The organism is Streptomyces sp. GbtcB6, assembly GCF_019091475.1.
GTDB lineage: Bacteria > Actinomycetota > Actinomycetes > Streptomycetales > Streptomycetaceae > Streptomyces > Streptomyces hyaluromycini.
This window is the reverse complement of sequence record NZ_JAGXJL010000020.1, coordinates 60,679-78,477: the sequence shown is the minus strand read 5'-3', so window position 1 is coordinate 78,477 and position 17,799 is coordinate 60,679. Positions and strand designations below refer to the sequence as shown.

Genomic DNA, 17,799 nt, shown 5'->3' with positions numbered 1-17,799 from the left:
AATGCAGTAGACCACCGCTTGCCGCCAATTGCCCTGCCCTGGACGGTGGTTGTGCCGCGCTACGAACGGTTGCACCCCCATCCGCCCCTCAGGCCGTGAGGTCCCGCCTCCGCAGCCCCGCCAGCCCAGCGCCCGCCAGCACCGCCGCCAGCCCGAGCAGGATCATCACCGGCTCCCACTCCATCCCCCCGCCCGGCAGCTTGGGCAGGTGGCCGAAGGGGGAGAGGTCCAGGACGAGTCGGGGGGCGTTCAGGGCCGGGCCGACCCAGCCGATCAGGAGGACCGCCACCGCCACGCCCCAGGAGGCGGGGGCGCAGAGGCGGGGGGCCAGGCCGTACAGGAGCAGCGCCAGGCCGCCGATCACCCACACCGCCGGGAGCTGCGCCAGGCAGGCGCCCAGGATCGGGCCCACCTGCCTGCCGTAGCCGACGGCGAAGCCCGCCCCGGCCAGGAGCATGATCAGGGCCGCGCCGGCGAAGGCGATCGTCAGGTGGCCGGCCGCCCAGCGCAGGCGGCTCACCGGGCAGGCGAGGAGGGGTTCGGCGCGGCCCGAGGTCTCCTCGCCGTTGAGGCGGAGGACCGATGCCACGACGTACAGCGCGGCGAGCAGGCCCAGTGTCCCGATCATCGAGGCGAGGAACGCGTCCGTCAGCCCGCTCCGGCCGCCCATCCGCTCGAAGATCCGGCGGGCGTTCTCGTTGTCCCCGACCAGGTCGGCCGCGCCCTGGGTCAGGCCGCCGTAGACCACCCCGGCCAGGAAGAAGCCGAGCGACCAGCCGAGCACACCGCCCCGCTGGAGCCGCCAGGCGAGCGCGGCGGCGGAGCCGAGGCGGCCGACGGCCGGGCCGGGGCGGGTGGGGAAGAAGCTCATGCCGAGGTCCCGGCGCCCGGCCAGGACGTAGGCCACCGCCGCCTGCACCAGCACCGCCGCCGCGAACAGCAGCAGCACCCACCAGCGTTCGGCGGCGAAGGGGCGCAGGTTCTCCAGCCAGCCCAGGGGGGACAGCCACGTCCACGGCGAGGAGCCGTCGCCGGTCGCCGAGTCGCCCGCCGCGCGCAGCACGAAGGCCGCGCCCAGGACGGCGGCGGTGAGGCCCCTGGCCAGGCGGGCGCTCTCCGTGAGCTGGGCGGCGATCGCCGCCATCGTGGCGAAGACCATGCCGGTGGCGGCCAGGCCGAGGCCGAGGGACAGCGCTCCGGCCGTGCCCTGCCCCGCCAGGCCGGCGGTGATGAGCAGAGCCAGCACCCCGTTGGCGACCGCCGCCGCCAGCAGGGCCGCGGTCAGGGACGCCCGGCGGCCCACCGCTCCCGACGCCACGAGTTCCGCGCGGCCGGTCTCCTCCTCGTCACGGGTGTGGCGTACGACGACGAGCAGGCTGGTCACGGCCGCGAGCAGACCGGCGTACACGCCGACCCGCCACGCCGTCAGGCCGCCGAGCGAGGTGTCGTGGAGCGGGCCGATCAGGGCGCGGAAGGAGGCGTTGGTCTGCAACTGGCGGACCAGGTCGGTGCGTTCGGCCTCGGTGCCGTACAGGGTCCGCAGCGTGTTCGGCATGGAGAGGACCATCAGGGCGTTGACCGCGATCCACACCGGGGTCGTCACGCGGTCGCGGCGGAGCGCGAAGCGCAGCAGGGTGCCGGTGCCGGTGAGGCCGGAGAGGGGGGTCATCGGGCGGCCGCCTCGTCCTGGTAGTGGCGCAGGAAGAGCTCCTCCAGGGTCGGGGGTGTGGAGGTGAGGGAGCGGACGCCGGTCTCGGAGAGCGCGCGGAGTACGGCGGTGAGCTGGTCGGTGTCGACCTGGAGGCGGATCCGCCGGCCCTGCACGTCGAGGTCGTGGACGCCGGGGAGGTGCGCCAACCCGTTGGGCGGGCCCGCTAGTTCGGCGGTCACGCTGGTGCGGGTGAGGTGGCGCAGGTCGGCGAGGGAGCCGGACTCGACGGTCCGGCCGCCCCGGATGATGCTGACGCGGTCGCAGAGTTCCTCGACCTCGCTGAGGATGTGCGAGGAGAGCAGGACCGTACGGCCCCGGTCGCGTTCCTCCTCCACGCAGCGCTGGAAGACCTCCTCCATCAGGGGGTCGAGGCCCGAGGTCGGTTCGTCGAGGATCAGCAGGTCGACGTCGGAGGCGAAGGCGGCCACCAGGGCGACCTTCTGCCGGTTGCCCTTCGAGTAGGCGCGGCCCTTCTTCGTCGGGTCGAGTTCGAAGCGGTCGAGCAGGTCGGCGCGGCGGGACTTGTCCAGGCCTCCGCGCAGGCGGCCGTAGAGGTCGATGACCTCGCCGCCGGAGAGGTTGCGCCAGAGGGTCACGTCTCCGGGGACGTAGGCGATCCGGCGGTGCACCTCCACGGCGTCCGTCCAGGGGTCGCGGCCCAGGATCTGCGCGGCGCCCGAGTCGGCGCGCAGCAGTCCGAGCAGCACCCGGATCGTGGTCGACTTCCCGGCGCCGTTGGGGCCGAGGAAGCCGTGCACCTCGCCCGCCTCGACGGCCAGGTCGAGGCCGTCCAGGGCACGGGTGCGGCCGAAGGACTTGTGGAGCCCGGCGACCGTGATTGCCTTCGTCATGGCTCAGAACGTACGCTTCTTTCAGAAAATTGTGAAGTTAAGGAAGCGTCTGAAGCTCGGATAGGGTGAGCCCATGACGGAAACAGCCGGTGGCCGGGACACGGAGGCCGTGTCGAAGTTCGTCGAGTCCTTCGCGGCGCAGCTCGTCGAGGCCGGGATGCAGCGCATGCCCGCCCGGGTCTTCGCCGCGCTGCTCTCCTCCGACGAGGGCGTGCTGACCTCCGCCGAGCTGGGCGAACGACTGCAGATCAGCCCCGCGGCGGTGTCCGGGGCGGTGCGCTACCTGACGATGACGCACATGGTCGCGAGGGAGCGGGAGCCGGGCTCGCGCCGGGAGCGCTACCGGGTGCACGGCGACCAGTGGTACGAGGCCCTCACCAACCGGGAAGCCGTGATCAAGCGGTGGGAGGCCGCCCTGCGGGAAGGGGTCGCCAGCCTCGGCCCCGACACCCCGGCGGGACGGCGGATGGCCGAGACGCTGGCGTTCTTCGAGTTCGTGGACGAGGAGATCGTGAAGATGATGGAGCGCTGGCGGGACCGCCGGGACAAGCAGTTCGGCGACGTGCCCCGGTAGGAGCGCGGGGCTGGCCGACGCGTTGAAGCTCCTCGCAGAAGGGAGAACGGCGACATTACTATCCCTTCCGGGGCGCGGGGGCGCTCCACACGGCTTCGAAACAAGGGGCGGACGTGGCACGTTGGAAAGCGCTGCCGGCCGGGCTCGACCCGGCCGTCGTTGAATTCGTCGCGGAATTACGGCGGTTGAAGGACACATCCGGACTGAGCCTGCGGGACCTCGCCACCGGCACGGGCTACAGCTCCTCGTCCTGGGAGCGTTATCTCGGCGGCCGGCTGCTGCCGCCCCGCGAGGCCGTGGAGTCGATGGCCACGATGGTGGCGGCGGACACCGCCCGGCTGCTCGCACGGTACGAGAGGGCGGGGGACGCGTGGCGTCGTGACCACCTCGACGACTCCGGGGCGGGCGAGGAGCCGGAGCGGGGGCAGGAGGAAGGCGCGTCTGCCGCACCGGGCGTCCTCGTGGCGTCGGGGGATCCCGTGGCGTCGGGGGATCCCGGCGAGGGCCCGCGCGACGGCGCCGCGGTCGTCGGGAAGGGCGCCGGTTCCCGGCCCCGGAACCTGCTGCGGCAGCTGGCGACGGTCGGCCTCTCCGCCGCGGCGGGCGCGGTGATCGCGGTGCTGGTGATGGAACCGGGACACAGCGCGTCCGCGGTCGCGGTACCCCGTACCACCGCGACGGCGGCGAGACCGGTCCCGTACACCTGCCACTTCGTCCGCAAGGCGGGGCTGTGGTACGCGGGCAACAGCGCGACCCGCACCGATCACCTCCAGGTCGACATGTGGGGACCCGAGGTCGCCGAGTTGCAGTGTCTGCTCCAGCACGCGGGGGAGTCGCCGGGCGGCGTCGACGGCAACTTCGGCCCGCTCACCGAGAGCGCGGTGATCAGTGCGCAGAAAGCGTTCCACCTGGATGTCGACGGCCAGGTGGGACCGCGGACGTGGGCGGCGCTGAGACGATGACCCGGACACCGCCGGAGTGCGCCCGCCTCGCCGCGGAACTGCGCCTGTTGCGGGCGCGTTCAGGGCTGAGCCTGTCCGCGCTGGCCGTCGAGTCGGCGTACAGCAAGTCGTCCTGGCAGCGGTACCTGACGGGTCGTGCGCTGCCGCCCTGGCTCGCCGTACGCGCGCTGTGCATCCTCGCGAACGAGCCCGAGCCGCGACTTCGGGCCCTGTGGGAGCTGGCCGAGTCCGACTGGAGCCGACGCGGCGCGATCGCGACGGCGGAGCCCACGCCCGTCCCCGGGCCAGCCGTCCCCGTGCCATCCGTCCCCGTGCCATCCGTCCCCGCGCCGGCTGTGCCCGGCCCGGGGAGGTCGCCGCGATGGCGCGTCGGCGTGGCCGGCGGCGTTGCCGTGCTGCTGCTCGCCGGGCTCCTGGCGCTCACCGGTCGCGCGTGGACCTCCTCCGATCCCGGCGCGGACGCCGCGCTGTCCGCGCCCTCGGCCGCGGCCTTCCACGTCGGCTGCACGGGAAGCGCCTGCGACGGGCTCGACCCGGGAGCGGAGAAGTGCGGTGTGGAGCCGGAGACGCTGCTCCACACACAGATCCCCGCCGGCTTCGGCCTGGAGATCCGCTACAGCCCGAAGTGCCGTGCCGCCTGGGCCAGGGTCTGGAACACCGCCGTCGGGGACACCCTCAGCTTCACGGTTCCGGGCCGGCCGAGGCAGAGCGTCACCGTCGCCAGCCGCAGCGACGCCACCGGGTTCGTCTACACGGATCTGGTCGCCGTCACCGGCCGCGCCGCTCGGCTCACGGCATGCCTGAGCGCCGGATCGGCCCACCCTCCGAAGTGCTACTCCACGCCGTCGCCCTGACCCTCGGGACGACCCGCGAATCCCTCATCCGATACGGAAAACCCTCAGGTCAGAGCCGGTTCAGTTCCACTGTTCCGGCAGATTCCCCAGGGCCGTCGACACCCGGAGCCGACGCACCGGAGCATCGTCGGCGACGGGGGTGATCCCCGGTCCGGGGTGCCGGATCGGGGACCACGTCCGCCACCCCGATGTGATCCACGACTTGAGGAGGAGACGAAGTGCGACCGATCACTGTGCCGAGGGCATGTGCGGGTCTCGCCACCGCTGTCGCGATCGCCGCAGGGACCCTGGCGGGCGCGAGCACCAGCTTCGCCGCGACGCCGGCGTCCACGCAGGTCTCGACGCAGGCGGTGAGTCCCAGGACCGTCGCTCCGCGCGACACCGTGAACCTCGGCCTGAGCACGACCCAGGCCAAGTACGTCCAGTGCTGGCTGCGGAACTACTGGGGCTACACCGACGGGATCGACGGGCAGCTCGGCACCAACAGCTGGAAGGCGTTCCAGCGCAACCTGCAGGCGTACTGGGGTTACACCGGCGCGATCGACGGGGACGTCGGCGGCGGCACGGTCTCGGCGCTGCAGCGCCTGCTGAAGGCGTACTGGGGCTACGACAGCAGCATCGACGGAGTCGCCGGACCGGAGACCCAGGCCGCGTTCAAGAGGTTCGCCGACAACCGCAGCAACCAGTGCTGAGCGGTTCGGCCAGGCGCCCCGATAGGGGCGCGGGGAACTGCGCGCTCGGCCACGACGCTCCCGCAGGTACGCACTCACCTGCGGGCCGGTGGTGGGCTGGTCGCGCAGTTCCCCGCGCCCCTTACGGGGCGCTCAGCGCTCCCTGGTCTCCTCCAGCACCGTCCGCCCCAGCAGCGCGTACCGCTCCGGTGCCCGGTGCTTGAGGTACTGCGCGTAGCCGACGCCCGTCGCCGCCACCAGCGCCACCAGCCACGGCGTCGCCTTCAGCAGCAGCGAACCGGACTCCGTGCCGGCCGCGACGCCCATGTTGGACACCAGCAGGACGACCACGGCGAGCATCGCGACGCCGCCGATGAGCGGGGCGGCGAAGGTCCTGAACCAGTGCCGGCTCTCGGGGTGGTTCTTGCGGAAGTAGACCAGCACCGCGAACGAGCAGACCGCCTGCACGACCAGGATCGCCATGGTGCCGAGGATGGCGAGGAGGACGTAGAGGGCGTTGTACGGGTCCTTGCCCGCGATCCAGAACGCGGCGATCAGGACGGCGGAGATCACCGTCTGCACCAGGCCCGCGATGTGCGGGGAGCCGTGCCGGGCGTGGGTGCGGCCGACCGTGCGCTGGAGTGACGGGAGGACGCCCTCCCGGCCCAGCGCGTACATGTAGCGGGCGGCGCAGTTGTGGAAGGCCATGCCGCAGGCCAGCGAGCCGGTGATCATCAGCCACTGCATGAGGACGACCGCCCAGTGGCCGACGTAGTGCTCGGTCGGGTTGAAGAAGAGGGCGAGCGGGTTCGAGGAGGAGGCGGCCTTCACGGCCTCCGTCTCGCCGTTGCCGGTGATGGCCATCCAGGAGACGAAGACGTAGAAGACGCCGACGCCGAGGACCGAGATCATCGTCGCCTTGGGGATGATCTTCTTCGGGTCGCGGGACTCCTCGCCGTACATGGCCGTGGACTCGAAGCCGACCCAGGACCAGAAGGCGAAGAAGAGGCCGAGGCCGGCCGAGGTGCCCTTGAAGGCGTTGACCGGGTTGACCGGGCCGAAGGTGAAGCCGTGCGGGCCGCCGCCGTGCAGGGCGACCGAGATCGCCATCGCCGCGAGGACGGTCACCTCGGTGCCGAGGAGGACGACGAGGAGCTTCTCGGCGACGCTGACGCCGAACCAGGTGCCGGTCGCGTTGATGGCCAGCATCAGGATCGCGAAGGCCCACCACGGGACGTCAAGTCCGGTCTGGTCCTTCAGGGTCGTGTTGGCGAAGACCGAGAAGATGCCGATCAGCGCCGGTTCGAAGACGACGTACGCGAAGGTGGCGAGCAGCCCCGATGCCAGGCCCGCGGTGCGGCCCAGACCGTAGGAGATGAAGCCGTAGAAGGCGCCCGTCGAGGTGATGTGCTTCGCCATCGACGTGAAGCCGACGGAAAAGATTGCCAGGACGACCATTGCGACGAGATAGCTCGCCGGGGCTCCGATGCCGTTGCCCGACGACACCATGAAGGGCACGTTGCCGGTCATCGCGGTGATGGGCGCGGCGGTCGCGACGGCCATGAAGACCACCCCGAGCAGGCCGATCGCGTTGGGCTTGAGCCGGTGAACCGTGCCCTCGCCGTCCGTCTTCCCGTCCGTTCCCGTCGCCGGGGCGACTCCCTCTTCCACTGCCATCGGGGTGGCCCCTCTCCTGCGTTCGCTGGCTGTACTGGACCGGAACTCTGTAGGCCGAATGAGTCGGTAGAGGGTCTCGGGGCGTTAAATGTTTGTCAACCAGACCTTTAGAAATCTGACGCAATCTGTCGGCAACACCCGGCTCGTACGGTCGCCGCCATGAGCACGTACACGGCCACCCTCGGCGGCGAACGCCACCGCTTCGACTCCCTGGCCCGCCTGCTGGCCGCCGCCAGCCCGGAACGCTCCGGCGACCGGCTGGCCGGCCTCGCCGCCGCGAGCGCGCGGCAGCGGGTCGCCGCTCGCTGGGCGCTCGCCGAGGTGCCGCTCGCGACCTTCCTGACGGAGCCGGTGATCCCGTACGAGGACGACGACGTGACCCGGCTGATCCTGGACACGCACGACGCGGCCGCCTTCGCACCCGTCGCCGGACTGACGGTCGGCGAGTTCCGGGAGTGGCTGCTGGCGGCGGACACCGGGGCCCTGGCCGCCGTGGCGCCGGGGCTCACGCCGGAGATGACCGCCGCGGTGTCCAAGCTGATGGGGAATGCGGACCTGGTGGCCGTCGCCCGCAAGGTGCGGGTGGTCACCGCGTTCCGCTCGACGATCGGCCTGCCGGGGCGGCTCGCGACGCGGTTGCAGCCGAACCATCCGACCGACGACCCGGCGGGAGTGGCGGCCGCCCTCCTGGACGGCCTCCTCCTCGGCTCCGGCGACGCGGTCATCGGCATCAACCCGGCGACCGACAGCCCGAAGGCGGTCCGCGACCTGCTGGAACTCCTCGACGGAGTGATCGGCCGCTACTCGATCCCCACCCAGTCCTGCGTGCTCTGCCACGTCACCACCAGCGTGGACCTGATGGAGCGCGGCGCCCCGGTCGACCTGGTCTTCCAGTCCATCGCGGGCACCCAGGCGGCGAACGCCTCCTTCGGGGTGACCCTCGGTCTGCTCGACGAGGCGTACGAGGCGGCGCGCGGGCTGCGGCGGGGGACGGTCGGCGACCACGTCATGTACTTCGAGACCGGGCAGGGCAGCGCCCTGTCGGCGGACGCGCACCACGGCGTCGACCAGCAGACCGTGGAGGCGAGGGCGTACGCGGTGGCCCGCCGCTACCGCCCCCTCCTGGTCAACACCGTCGTCGGCTTCATCGGCCCCGAGTACCTCTACGACGGCCGGCAGATCCTCCGGGCCGCCCTGGAGGACCACTTCTGCGGCAAGCTGCTCGGCCTGCCCATGGGCCTGGACATCTGCTACACCAACCACGCCGACGCCGATGACGACGACATCGCCACCATGCTGACCATGCTCGCCGTCGCGGGCGCGTCCTTCGTGATCTGCACGCCGGGCGGCGACGACATCATGCTCAACTACCAGTCGGCCTCCTACCACGACGCGTTGTACCTGCGCGAGGTGCTGGGCCTGCGCCCGGCACCGGAGTTCGAGGCGTGGCTGGAGTCGATCGGCCTGCTGGCAGAGGACGGCGGACTGCGCGAGGTCAGCGGCCATCCGCTGACGGCGATCGGAAGGGAACTGGCCGCATGACCGAGGTGACGACCGCCGGACTCGACGAGCTGTGGCCGCTGCTGCGCCGCCACACCCAGGCGCGGATCGGTCTCGGCCGCTCCGGCCCCGCCCTCCCCACCCGGCACCGCCTGGGCCTCCAGGCCGCCCACGCGGCCGCCCGGGACGCGGTGCACTCGCCGTTCGACCCGGACGCGGTGGCGGCGGGGCTGCGGGGCCTGCCGACGGTACGGGTCCGCAGCGCGGCCGGCGATCGGCTGACCTATCTCCAGCGCCCCGACCTGGGCCGCCGGCTCGACCCCGTGGACCGGGCGCACCTGCCGGCCGGCGGTGACTGGGACGTCGTCTTCGTGGTCGCCGACGGGCTGTCCAGCCGGGCCGTGCACGAGCACGCGGCGGCGGTGGTCCGGGCGACGGCGGCCCGCCTCCCCGACTGGCGCATCGCCCCCGTCGTCCTGGCCGAACAGGCCCGGGTGGCCCTCGGCGACGACATCGCCCACGCGATGGGTACGGCCATGGTGGTCGTCCTGATCGGCGAACGGCCCGGCATGTCGGCGGCGGACTCCCTGGGCGCCTACCTGACCTACCGGCCGACACCGGGCGTGACGACGGACGCCGACCGCAACTGCCTGAGCAACATCCGCCCGCCCCTGGGCCTGACGTACGAGGCGGCGGCGGGAAAGCTGGCCGCGCTGCTGAACAGGGGCCGGGAGCTGGGACGGACCGGGGTGGCCCTGAAGGACGAGACGGACGCGGACGTGACCGCTCAGGGAGCCTTGGAGGCACCCGCTACGGCGCCCCCGGCACCGTAAGCCCCCAAGCGCCCTCCACCACCCGCCACGTCCGGCGTCGTACCGGGCCCGCCACGCCCGCGTCGGCCCGGTAGCGGAAGTCCGCGCCCGTCACCGTCACCGTGCGCCCGCTGGCCCGGAGCGGGGTCGCCTCCGCGCCCACGGACAGCGGGCGTACCTCCACCTCGGCGAGACCGTCGGGGCCGCCCGGGGTCACCGAGATGCCCTCCACCGGCTGGTCCAGGTCCACCACCGTCTCCCCGTCGACCTCCACCCGCAGCCGCGCGGGCCCGGGGCGGGGCACGGCCGGGAGCGGGCGGGTGACCGACAGGGACCGTACGAGGTGCTGGTACGGCCGCAGCCACCCGCGCGCCGCCACCGGCTCCGGAGCCACCGCCGCGGCCGTCAGCGGCGGTATCCGCAACGCGCCCAGCACCACCCCGTCGCTGTCGTCGACGAGGAGATCCATCCGGCGTTCCACCCCGTCCAGGACCGCCCGCGCCGCCGCCACCGTGCCCATGGGCACCCCCAGCGCGTGCGCGACGCCCAGCGGGCCCCCGACCGGGACCATGGACAGCACGCATCCGGCCAGCTCCCGGCGCCGGTGCAGCAGGGTCACCGCACGGACCAGGGCGCTGTCGTCGCCGACGACCACCGGCCGCCGCGAGCCCCGGCGGGCCAGCACGCGGGCGAATTCCTCGGGCCCGTCCGGCATGCACACCTTCGCGGCCGCACCCGCGCTGAGCACGTCTTTCGCGATCCGGACGGATTCACCGTCCGTTTCCCGTGCCGCCGGATCGATGATCACCAGCAGCTGATCGGACGTCGCGAATGTCGCCACCTCGGTCGTGCCTCGCTTCCTCGGGTAGCATCACTGTGCAAGAGCCCCTTGCGCTATTGCGCCAGGGGCTTCGTCTATTCCGGGGCATCCGGTCCGACGGTTGTGCGGCCAACGACGGTCGCGGTGGTACGCGGCGACGAACCTTACGCGTACGCCCCTGACCTTGGACATGCCCCGCCCGGAAGGGGTGTACGCGCGTGCCCGCACTTGTGCTGCTCGGTGCTCAGTGGGGTGACGAAGGCAAGGGAAAGGCGACGGACCTGCTAGGCGGATCCGTCGACTATGTGGTGCGCTACCAGGGCGGCAACAACGCCGGCCACACGGTCGTCGTCGGCGACCAGAAGTATGCGCTGCACCTGCTCCCTTCCGGAATCCTCTCGCCCACGTGTGTCCCGGTCATCGGCAACGGTGTCGTCGTCGACCCGTCGGTCCTGCTCTCCGAGCTGAGCGGTCTGAACGAGCGTGGCGTCGACACGTCCAAGCTCCTGATCAGCGGTAACGCGCACATCATCACGCCGTACCACGTGACCGTCGACAAGGTGACGGAACGCTTCCTCGGAAAGCGGAAGATCGGTACGACGGGGCGCGGCATCGGCCCGACCTACGCCGACAAGATCAACCGGGTCGGCATCCGGGTCCAGGACCTCTACGACGAGTCGATCCTGACCCAGAAGGTCGAGGCGGCCCTCGACGTCAAGAACCAGATGCTGACCAAGCTCTACAACCGGCGCGCGATCGCCATCGAGCAGGTCGTCGAGGAGCTGCTCGGCTACGCGGAGAAGCTCGCTCCGTACGTCGCCGACACGGTCCTGGTCCTCAACCAGGCCCTGGAGGAGGACAAGGTGGTCCTCTTCGAGGGCGGCCAGGGCACGCTCCTCGACATCGACCACGGCACGTATCCGTTCGTCACGTCCTCGAACCCGACCGCGGGCGGCGCCTGCACCGGCTCCGGTGTCGGCCCGACGAAGATCAGCCGGGTCATCGGCATCCTCAAGGCGTACACGACCCGCGTCGGCGCCGGCCCGTTCCCGACCGAGCTCTTCGACGAGGACGGCCAGGCGCTGCGCCGGATCGGCGGCGAGCGGGGTGTGACGACCGGACGCGACCGCCGCTGCGGCTGGTTCGACGCGGTCATCGCCCGCTACGCGACCCGCGTGAACGGCCTGACCGACTTCTTCCTCACCAAGCTCGACGTCCTCACCGGCTGGGAGCAGATCCCGGTCTGCGTGGCGTACGAGATCGACGGCAAGCGCGTCGAGGAACTCCCGTACTCCCAGACCGACTTCCATCACGCGAAGCCGGTCTACGAGACCCTGCCCGGCTGGTCCGAGGACATCACGAAGGCCAAGTCCTTCGCGGACCTGCCGAAGAACGCCCAGAACTACGTCAAGGCGCTGGAGGAGATGTCCGGCGCCCCGATCTCCGCGATCGGCGTGGGCCCGGGCCGCGACGAGACGATCGAGATCAACTCGTTCCTCTAGAGCAGCGGTTGCAGGACTCATTTGGGCCGGTCTTGGGAATCCTTGACCGGCCCTTGGGTCGTCCGTGGTTACGCCGGTAACGGGCGAGGGTCAGCATCTACGCGGGTAGCCCGCCGCGGCCCGTATGCCACACCCGTCCTCTGCGCCTTTCCAGGAGTCCTGAATGCCCGTCAATCCCATGAACCGCCGTGAGTTCGTGCAGAAGTCGGCCGTCACCGGCGCCGCCGTGGCCGTCGCGGGAACCGTCGGTACCGGCAGCGCCCAGGCCGCCGAGCTCGGCCACCCCAAGCCGCCGAAGGCGCCCAAGACCTGGTCGTTCTCCATCCTGGGCACCACCGACCTGCACAGCCACGTCTTCAACTGGGACTACTACACCAACGCGGCCCCGGTGGACTCCAGGGGCAACACGTACGGCATCGCGCGCATCGCCACCCTGGTGAAGAACCTCCGCAAGGAGAAGGGTGCGGACCGGGTCCTGCTGGTCGACGCGGGCGACATCATCCAGGGCACCTCGCTGGCGTACTACTACGCGAACGTCGACCCGATCACCGGCAAGGACGGCAAGCGCGGCCCCAAGCACCCCATGGCGGTCGCCATGAACGAGATGCGGTACGACGCGGCCGCCCTCGGCAACCACGAGTTCAACTACGGCATAGAGGTCATCCGCACCTTCGAGAAGCAGTGCGACTTCCCGCTGCTGGGCGCCAACGCCCTGGACGCCAAGACGCTGAAGCCGGCCTTCCGGCCCTACACCGTCAAGCACATCAAGGTCCCGCACGGCCCGGACATCAAGGTCGGCATCCTCGGCCTCACCAACCCGGGCATCGCCCTGTGGGACAAGGACAACGTCTCCGGGAAGATGGCGTTCACGGGCCTGGTCGAGCAGGCGAAGAAGTACGTGCCGCGGCTGCGCGCCCTCGGCTGTGACGTCGTCTTCCTCACCGACCACTCGGGTCTGGACGGCTCGACCTCGTGGGGCGACGAACTCCCCTACGTGGAGAACGCGTCGAACCTGGTCGCCGAGCAGGTCCCCGGCATCGACGCGATCCTCGTCGGCCACACCCACGTCGACGTCCCGACGTACACGGTGAAGAACGCGGAGACGGGCGAGGAGGTCCTCCTCTCCGAGCCGTACTGCTACGGCTACCGCCTCTCCGTCTTCGACTTCGAGCTGGAGCACGTGCACGGCTCCTGGAAGATCACCAAGAAGACCGCCACCACCCTGAACAGCAACACGGTCGCCGAGGACCCGCGGATCACCGAACTCCTCACCGCCGACCACAACCTGGTCGTCAAGTACGTCAACACGGCGATCGGCACCTCCACGCAGAACATGTCGACGGCGGAGGCCTGCTGGAAGGACGTGCCCGCCATCGACTTCATCCACGAGGTCCAGACGGAGGCGGTGAAGGCGGGCCTGTCCGCGGCGGACGCGGCGCTCCCGCTGATCTCGGTGGCCGCGTGCTTCAGCCGTACCGCCGACATCCCGGCCGGCAACGTGACGATCCGCGACATCGCCGGCCTCTACATCTACGAGAACACGCTGTACGGCAAGAAGCTCACCGGCGCCCAGCTCAAGGACTACCTGGAGTACGCGGCGAAGTACTACCACCAGGTCCCGTCCGGCACGGCGGTGAACACCGCCACCCTCACCAACGCCAACAGCTTCTGGGACTACATGTACGACACGGCGTCCGGCGTCTCGTACGAGATCGACATCGCGGCGGCCGAGGGCTCGCGCATCAAGAACCTGACCTACAACGGCGCGGCGGTCGCCGACGACCAGGTCTTCGTCGTCGCCGTCAACAACTACCGCGCCAACGGCGGCTCCGGCTACCCGCACATCGCCGCCGCGGAGACCGCCTACAGCTCCACCAACCAGGTCCGGGACCTGATGATCGCCTACGCCACGGCCAAGGGCACCATCGACCCGGCGGCCTTCGCGGCCACCAACTGGAAGCTGACGCAGGGCGGCACGCCCGTCTTCTAGTTCCAGCGCTTCGCCGGTTCATCGTGTGGTGGCCCCACCCCTCGGGTGGGGCCACCACTTTTTCTTTTTCCCGAATAAGAGAGACCTGTCGATTTCATTTGTGGATTTCATTGTTTCTGTGAATCCTGAAAATCTTGCACCGACTGTAATCCGAAAATGTTAGTCAGTCGGGTTTTCGCATTGAGTGTCAACAATGTTGTTGGTAGCGTCCGCGGTGCGTTCCTCTCACCTTCCGACCAGGCCAACGGGTGTTTCCGTATGGCTAGTTCGGCATGCCGAAGGAGTACTTTGTGAGCAAAGAGAGAACCCGTCTGGTCCGCTCCAGGCGGACTCGAAGGGTCGTAGTCGGAGCCGCCACGGCTCTGGTTCTTGTCGGCGGCGGATTCGCCGTGGCAAATGCGGCCACGGCCGGCAGTGAGAAATCGGCCGCGGGCGTCCAGCGTCCGGTCGACAAGCAGGCCAAGGGCACCGCGGCCGTCGTCAGCGCCGCCAACGCCTTCCTGAACACCCTGACCTCCGACCAGCAGGCCTCGACCCTGCTGGACTTCTCCCAGGCGAACGCGACCGCGTGGTCGAACCTCCCCTGCGGCGGGACCTGCCGCCCCGGCATCCAGCTCAGCACCCTGTCGGACGACCAGCTGGCCGCCGCCAAGGCCCTGTTGAAGGCGGCTCTGGGCACCGGCAAGGACACCGGCTACGAGCACGTCCTGCAGACCCTCAAGGCCGACGACGTGCTCGCCTCGGCCGAGAGCACCAGCTCCGCCTCCGCCGCACCGACGGACGCGCCCACGGCCACGGCGACGGACTCGGCGTCGGCCGACCCCTCCGCCACGGCCACCGACTCCGCCTCCGCGGCGCCCACCGACGTCCCGACCGGCGCCCCGCCCTCCGGCGGCACCGGCGGCGGCCCGGGCGGCTTCTCGTACGGCAGCGGCTACTACTACCTGGCGTTGCTCGGCACCCCGTCCAAGACCGGCTCCTGGCAGCTGCACTTCGGCGGCCACCACCTCGCCGTGAACATCACGTACAAGGACGGCAAGGTCTCCGGCGCCAGCCCCTACTTCACCGGCGTCGAGCCGACCAGCTGGACCGCGGACGACGGCACCACGTACGCGCCGCTGGCGAAGTTCCGCAACGGCCTGCTGAAGCTGACCGGCAGCCTGAGCACCGCGCAGCTGGCCGAGGCCAAGCTGTCGGAGTCGTTCAGCGACGTGCTGCTCGGTCCCGGCAAGGACGGCGACTTCCCGGAGACCAAGGAGGGCGTCAAGGTCAGCGAGCTGTCGCCGAAGCAGAAGAAGCTGGTCCTGGCGGCGATCCACCCCTGGATCGCGGACGTGGACGACGCCACCGCCGCGCAGCTGATGAAGACGTACGCGAAGGAGCTCGACCAGACCTACGTCGCCTACTCCGGCGGCACCGGCCTGGACACCCAGGGCGACTACGTGCGCATCGACGGACCCAGCGTGTGGGTCGAGTTCGTGGTCCAGAACGGTGTCGTGTACCAGAACCAGGTCCACTACCACACCGTGTACCGGGACCACACCCGCGACTACGGGAACGAGTTCTCCTTCTCATGACCGGACCGCGAAACTGGCTGACCACCGTCCTGACACGCCTGGTGGCCGGGATCGCGATCGTGGTGCCGGCGGCGCTCCTGCTCGGGGCGTCGCCGGCCGCCGCGCATCCGATGCCGCACTCGGTGGTGCAGCTGGACGTGTACAGGTCCTCGGTCTCCGCCCGGCTGGAACTGCCGGTCTCCGACTTCTCCCGGGCCAGCGGCATCGACCTGGACACCGTCACCGGCAAGGCCGTCCCGGCCGCGCGGGCGAAGGCGGTCCGCGCCTACCTCGCCCAGCACATCCACCCGACCACCACCGGCGGCAAGGCGTGGCAGGTCGGCATCGGCGCGATGCACCTCAGCGCCACCCAGCAGACGTCCACCGGCCCCTACCGCGAACTGACCGTCGCCGCGGTCCTCACTCCGTCCGCCGGCGCCGACGTACGCCACTTCACCTTCCACTACGACGTGATCGTGCACCAGGTCGTCACCCACGTCACCCTCGTGACCGTCCGCCAGGACTGGGCGAACGGCCAGGTCGACGGCAAGGGCACCACCCAGGTCGGCACGATCGAGCTCGACATCCGGCACATGAAGGTCCCGGCCCTGAAGGTCGACCTCGGCCCCGGCAGCGCCTGGCGCGGCTTCGTCGCCATGGTCGAACTAGGCGGCAACCACATCCTCACCGGCACGGATCACCTGCTCTTCCTGCTGATCCTGCTCCTGCCGGCCCCTCTCGCCGCGACCGGCGGCCGCTGGACCGGCCTGGTGGGCCCCCGCAAGGCGCTGGCCCGCATCGGCGGCATCACCCTCGCCTTCACCGCCGGCCACTCGGTCGCCCTGGCCGCCACCGCCCTCGGCCGCCTCCAGATCCCCTCCTGGCCGGTGGAGGCGTTCATCGCCGCGAGCATCCTGGTCGGCGCGATCCACGCGATCCGCCCCCTCTTCCCGGGCCGGGAGGCGATCGTGGCAGGCGTCTTCGGCCTGGGCCACGGCATGGCGTTCTCCTTCGTCCTGGCCGAAATGCACCTCTCCACCGGCCAGTTGGTCACCAGCCTGCTCGGCTTCAACCTGGGCATCGAACTGGTCCAGCTGCTGCTGGTCTGCCTCGCCCTGCCCTCGCTCCTGGTCCTGGCCCGGCTGCGCGTCCAGCCCGTACTCCGCCTGACCGGCGCCGCGCTCACCGGCGTGGCGGCCCTCGGCTGGCTGGTCGACCGCCTCGGCCTGCCCAACCCCGTCGCCCGCGCGGCCGACAGCGCCGGCTCCCACACCACACTGCTGCTGATCACCCTCACGCTGGCCGCACTCACCAGCACCGGATGGACCCTGGCCACCCGCCTGCGCGGCACACCGCAGGGCGGCCTCAGGCCCCGATGGCGTGCAGACCCGGGCCGGTCATGAGCCTGCGCAGGCCGTCCTCGGCCGCCGGATCCGCCGGGGTGACGGCGATCAGGCACTGGTCCGAGTCGTCCAGGGTGGCCAGCGTGTCGTAGCAGAGGGCCAGTTCACCGACGACCGGGTGCCGGATGCGTTTGCGGCCGTGGGCGCGCTGCTTCACCGTGTGGTCGTCCCACCACGCGGTGAACTCCGCGCTCCGGTCCCGCAGTTCGGCGATCACCTCATGCAGCCGCGGGTCGTCCGGGTGGCGCGCGAGGTTCGCCCGCAGGTTGCCGACCGTCTCACGGGCCACCCGCGCCCAGTCCATCTGGACCTCGCGCATGCCCGGCTCCAGGAACAGCACCCGTGCGGTGTTGCCGCCGAGTTCCCCGGCGGTGCCGAAGGCCGCGCCGAACAGAGCCGTCGCCGCCGCGTTGTGGGCCAGCACATCGAAACGGAAGTCCACGACATAGGCCGGGATCAGCGGCATCCCCGCCAGCAGCACGCGCAGCGAGTCGCCGACCGGGACGGACAGATGCCGGGCCACCGGGGTCTCGTCCCGCGCGATGAGATGCAGATGGTGCCGCTCGGAGGGCGACAGCCGCAGTGCCTGGGCCACCGCGTCCAGCACGGCCGCGCCCGGCGTGCCGACCCGGCCCTGCTCCAGCCGGATGTACCAGTCGATGCTGTCGGCGGCGAGCTGGGCCACCTCCTGCCGCCGCAGCCCCGGCGTACGGCGCCGCCCCACATCCGGCAGCCCGACGTCCCCGGGCCGCAGCCGCGCCCGCATGGCACGCAGGAACTCACCCAGTTCCGCACGCTGGGGTGACCGCTGACTCGCCATGCCCGCCATGATTCCGACCCCGGCCGTGCGCTGTCGACCCCGGAGCCTGGTATCCCGAATGCCAGCAATCCGAGAGCCTTCCTGCCGGTGTCCCGC

Annotated in this window: 15 protein-coding genes; 10 read left to right on the top strand and 5 right to left on the bottom strand. The window is 71.0% G+C overall.

The window, feature by feature from the left end; genetic code table 11:
• Positions 1-88: 88 nt before the first annotated feature.
• Positions 89-1,669, bottom strand: a complete 1,581-nt coding sequence (locus KVT45_RS30250; RefSeq protein ID WP_217552298.1) for an ABC transporter permease — start codon at positions 1,667-1,669, stop codon at positions 89-91.
• Complete coding sequence (locus KVT45_RS30245) at positions 1,666-2,562, bottom strand: ABC transporter ATP-binding protein (protein WP_217552297.1); 897 nt, start codon at positions 2,560-2,562, stop codon at positions 1,666-1,668. The genes KVT45_RS30250 and KVT45_RS30245 overlap by 4 nt, the downstream gene beginning before the upstream one ends.
• A gap of 73 nt (positions 2,563-2,635) precedes the next feature.
• Here KVT45_RS30245 and KVT45_RS30240 point away from each other — a divergent pair, with 73 nt between their 5' ends.
• The 4 genes from KVT45_RS30240 to KVT45_RS30225 all read left to right on the top strand — a co-directional run bounded on the left by KVT45_RS30240 (position 2,636) and on the right by KVT45_RS30225 (position 5,644).
• The gene (locus KVT45_RS30240) at positions 2,636-3,136 is read left to right on the top strand and encodes a GbsR/MarR family transcriptional regulator (protein WP_217552296.1); all 501 of its coding nucleotides are present in this window, start codon (positions 2,636-2,638) and stop codon (positions 3,134-3,136) included.
• A gap of 113 nt (positions 3,137-3,249) precedes the next feature.
• Positions 3,250-4,098, top strand: a complete 849-nt coding sequence (locus KVT45_RS30235) for a peptidoglycan-binding protein (protein WP_217552295.1) — start codon at positions 3,250-3,252, stop codon at positions 4,096-4,098.
• Positions 4,095-4,952 carry an XRE family transcriptional regulator gene (locus KVT45_RS30230; protein WP_217552294.1) on the top strand — a complete coding sequence of 286 codons (858 nt, stop codon included), beginning with the start codon at positions 4,095-4,097 and terminating at the stop codon, positions 4,950-4,952. Before KVT45_RS30235 ends, KVT45_RS30230 begins: the two co-directional genes overlap by 4 nt.
• A 218-nt stretch (positions 4,953-5,170) precedes the next feature.
• On the top strand, positions 5,171-5,644 hold the full coding sequence (locus KVT45_RS30225) for a peptidoglycan-binding domain-containing protein (protein ID WP_217552293.1): 474 nt from the start codon (positions 5,171-5,173) through the stop codon (positions 5,642-5,644).
• A 132-nt stretch (positions 5,645-5,776) separates the two neighbouring features.
• On the opposite strand, the gene KVT45_RS30220 is transcribed toward KVT45_RS30225, so the two are convergent.
• Positions 5,777-7,300 carry an APC family permease gene (locus KVT45_RS30220; protein ID WP_217552292.1) on the bottom strand — a complete coding sequence of 508 codons (1,524 nt, stop codon included), beginning with the start codon at positions 7,298-7,300 and terminating at the stop codon, positions 5,777-5,779.
• Positions 7,301-7,459: 159 nt separating this feature from the next.
• Here KVT45_RS30220 and KVT45_RS30215 point away from each other — a divergent pair, with 159 nt between their 5' ends.
• Positions 7,460-8,842 carry an ethanolamine ammonia-lyase subunit EutB gene (locus tag KVT45_RS30215; RefSeq protein WP_217552291.1) on the top strand — a complete coding sequence of 461 codons (1,383 nt, stop codon included), beginning with the start codon at positions 7,460-7,462 and terminating at the stop codon, positions 8,840-8,842.
• Complete coding sequence (gene eutC, locus KVT45_RS30210) at positions 8,839-9,633, top strand: ethanolamine ammonia-lyase subunit EutC (protein ID WP_217552290.1); 795 nt, start codon at positions 8,839-8,841, stop codon at positions 9,631-9,633. Before KVT45_RS30215 ends, eutC begins: the two co-directional genes overlap by 4 nt.
• Here the strand turns inward: eutC and KVT45_RS30205 are convergent.
• Positions 9,611-10,453: a diacylglycerol kinase gene (locus KVT45_RS30205; protein ID WP_217552289.1), complete on the bottom strand. Its 843-nt coding sequence runs from the start codon at positions 10,451-10,453 to the stop codon at positions 9,611-9,613. The genes eutC and KVT45_RS30205 overlap by 23 nt on opposite strands.
• A 197-nt stretch (positions 10,454-10,650) precedes the next feature.
• Between KVT45_RS30205 and KVT45_RS30200 the strand changes: the two genes are divergently transcribed.
• From KVT45_RS30200 to KVT45_RS30185, 4 genes are all read left to right on the top strand, one after another.
• On the top strand, positions 10,651-11,934 hold the full coding sequence (locus KVT45_RS30200) for an adenylosuccinate synthase (protein WP_217552288.1): 1,284 nt from the start codon (positions 10,651-10,653) through the stop codon (positions 11,932-11,934).
• A gap of 163 nt (positions 11,935-12,097) precedes the next feature.
• On the top strand, positions 12,098-13,924 hold the full coding sequence (locus KVT45_RS30195) for a bifunctional UDP-sugar hydrolase/5'-nucleotidase (RefSeq protein ID WP_217552287.1): 1,827 nt from the start codon (positions 12,098-12,100) through the stop codon (positions 13,922-13,924).
• A gap of 389 nt (positions 13,925-14,313) precedes the next feature.
• Positions 14,314-15,501: a DUF3500 domain-containing protein gene (locus KVT45_RS30190; RefSeq protein WP_308310907.1), complete on the top strand. Its 1,188-nt coding sequence runs from the start codon at positions 14,314-14,316 to the stop codon at positions 15,499-15,501.
• Positions 15,498-16,883, top strand: a complete 1,386-nt coding sequence (locus KVT45_RS30185; protein ID WP_217552285.1) for a HupE/UreJ family protein — start codon at positions 15,498-15,500, stop codon at positions 16,881-16,883. The genes KVT45_RS30190 and KVT45_RS30185 overlap by 4 nt, the downstream gene beginning before the upstream one ends.
• Here KVT45_RS30185 and KVT45_RS30180 read toward each other — a convergent pair.
• Positions 16,846-17,703 (bottom strand): helix-turn-helix transcriptional regulator, encoded by an 858-nt coding sequence (locus KVT45_RS30180; RefSeq protein ID WP_254647555.1) that lies wholly within the window; start codon positions 17,701-17,703, stop codon positions 16,846-16,848. The two genes, KVT45_RS30185 and KVT45_RS30180, sit on opposite strands and share 38 nt — an antisense overlap.
• Positions 17,704-17,799 lie beyond the last annotated feature (96 nt).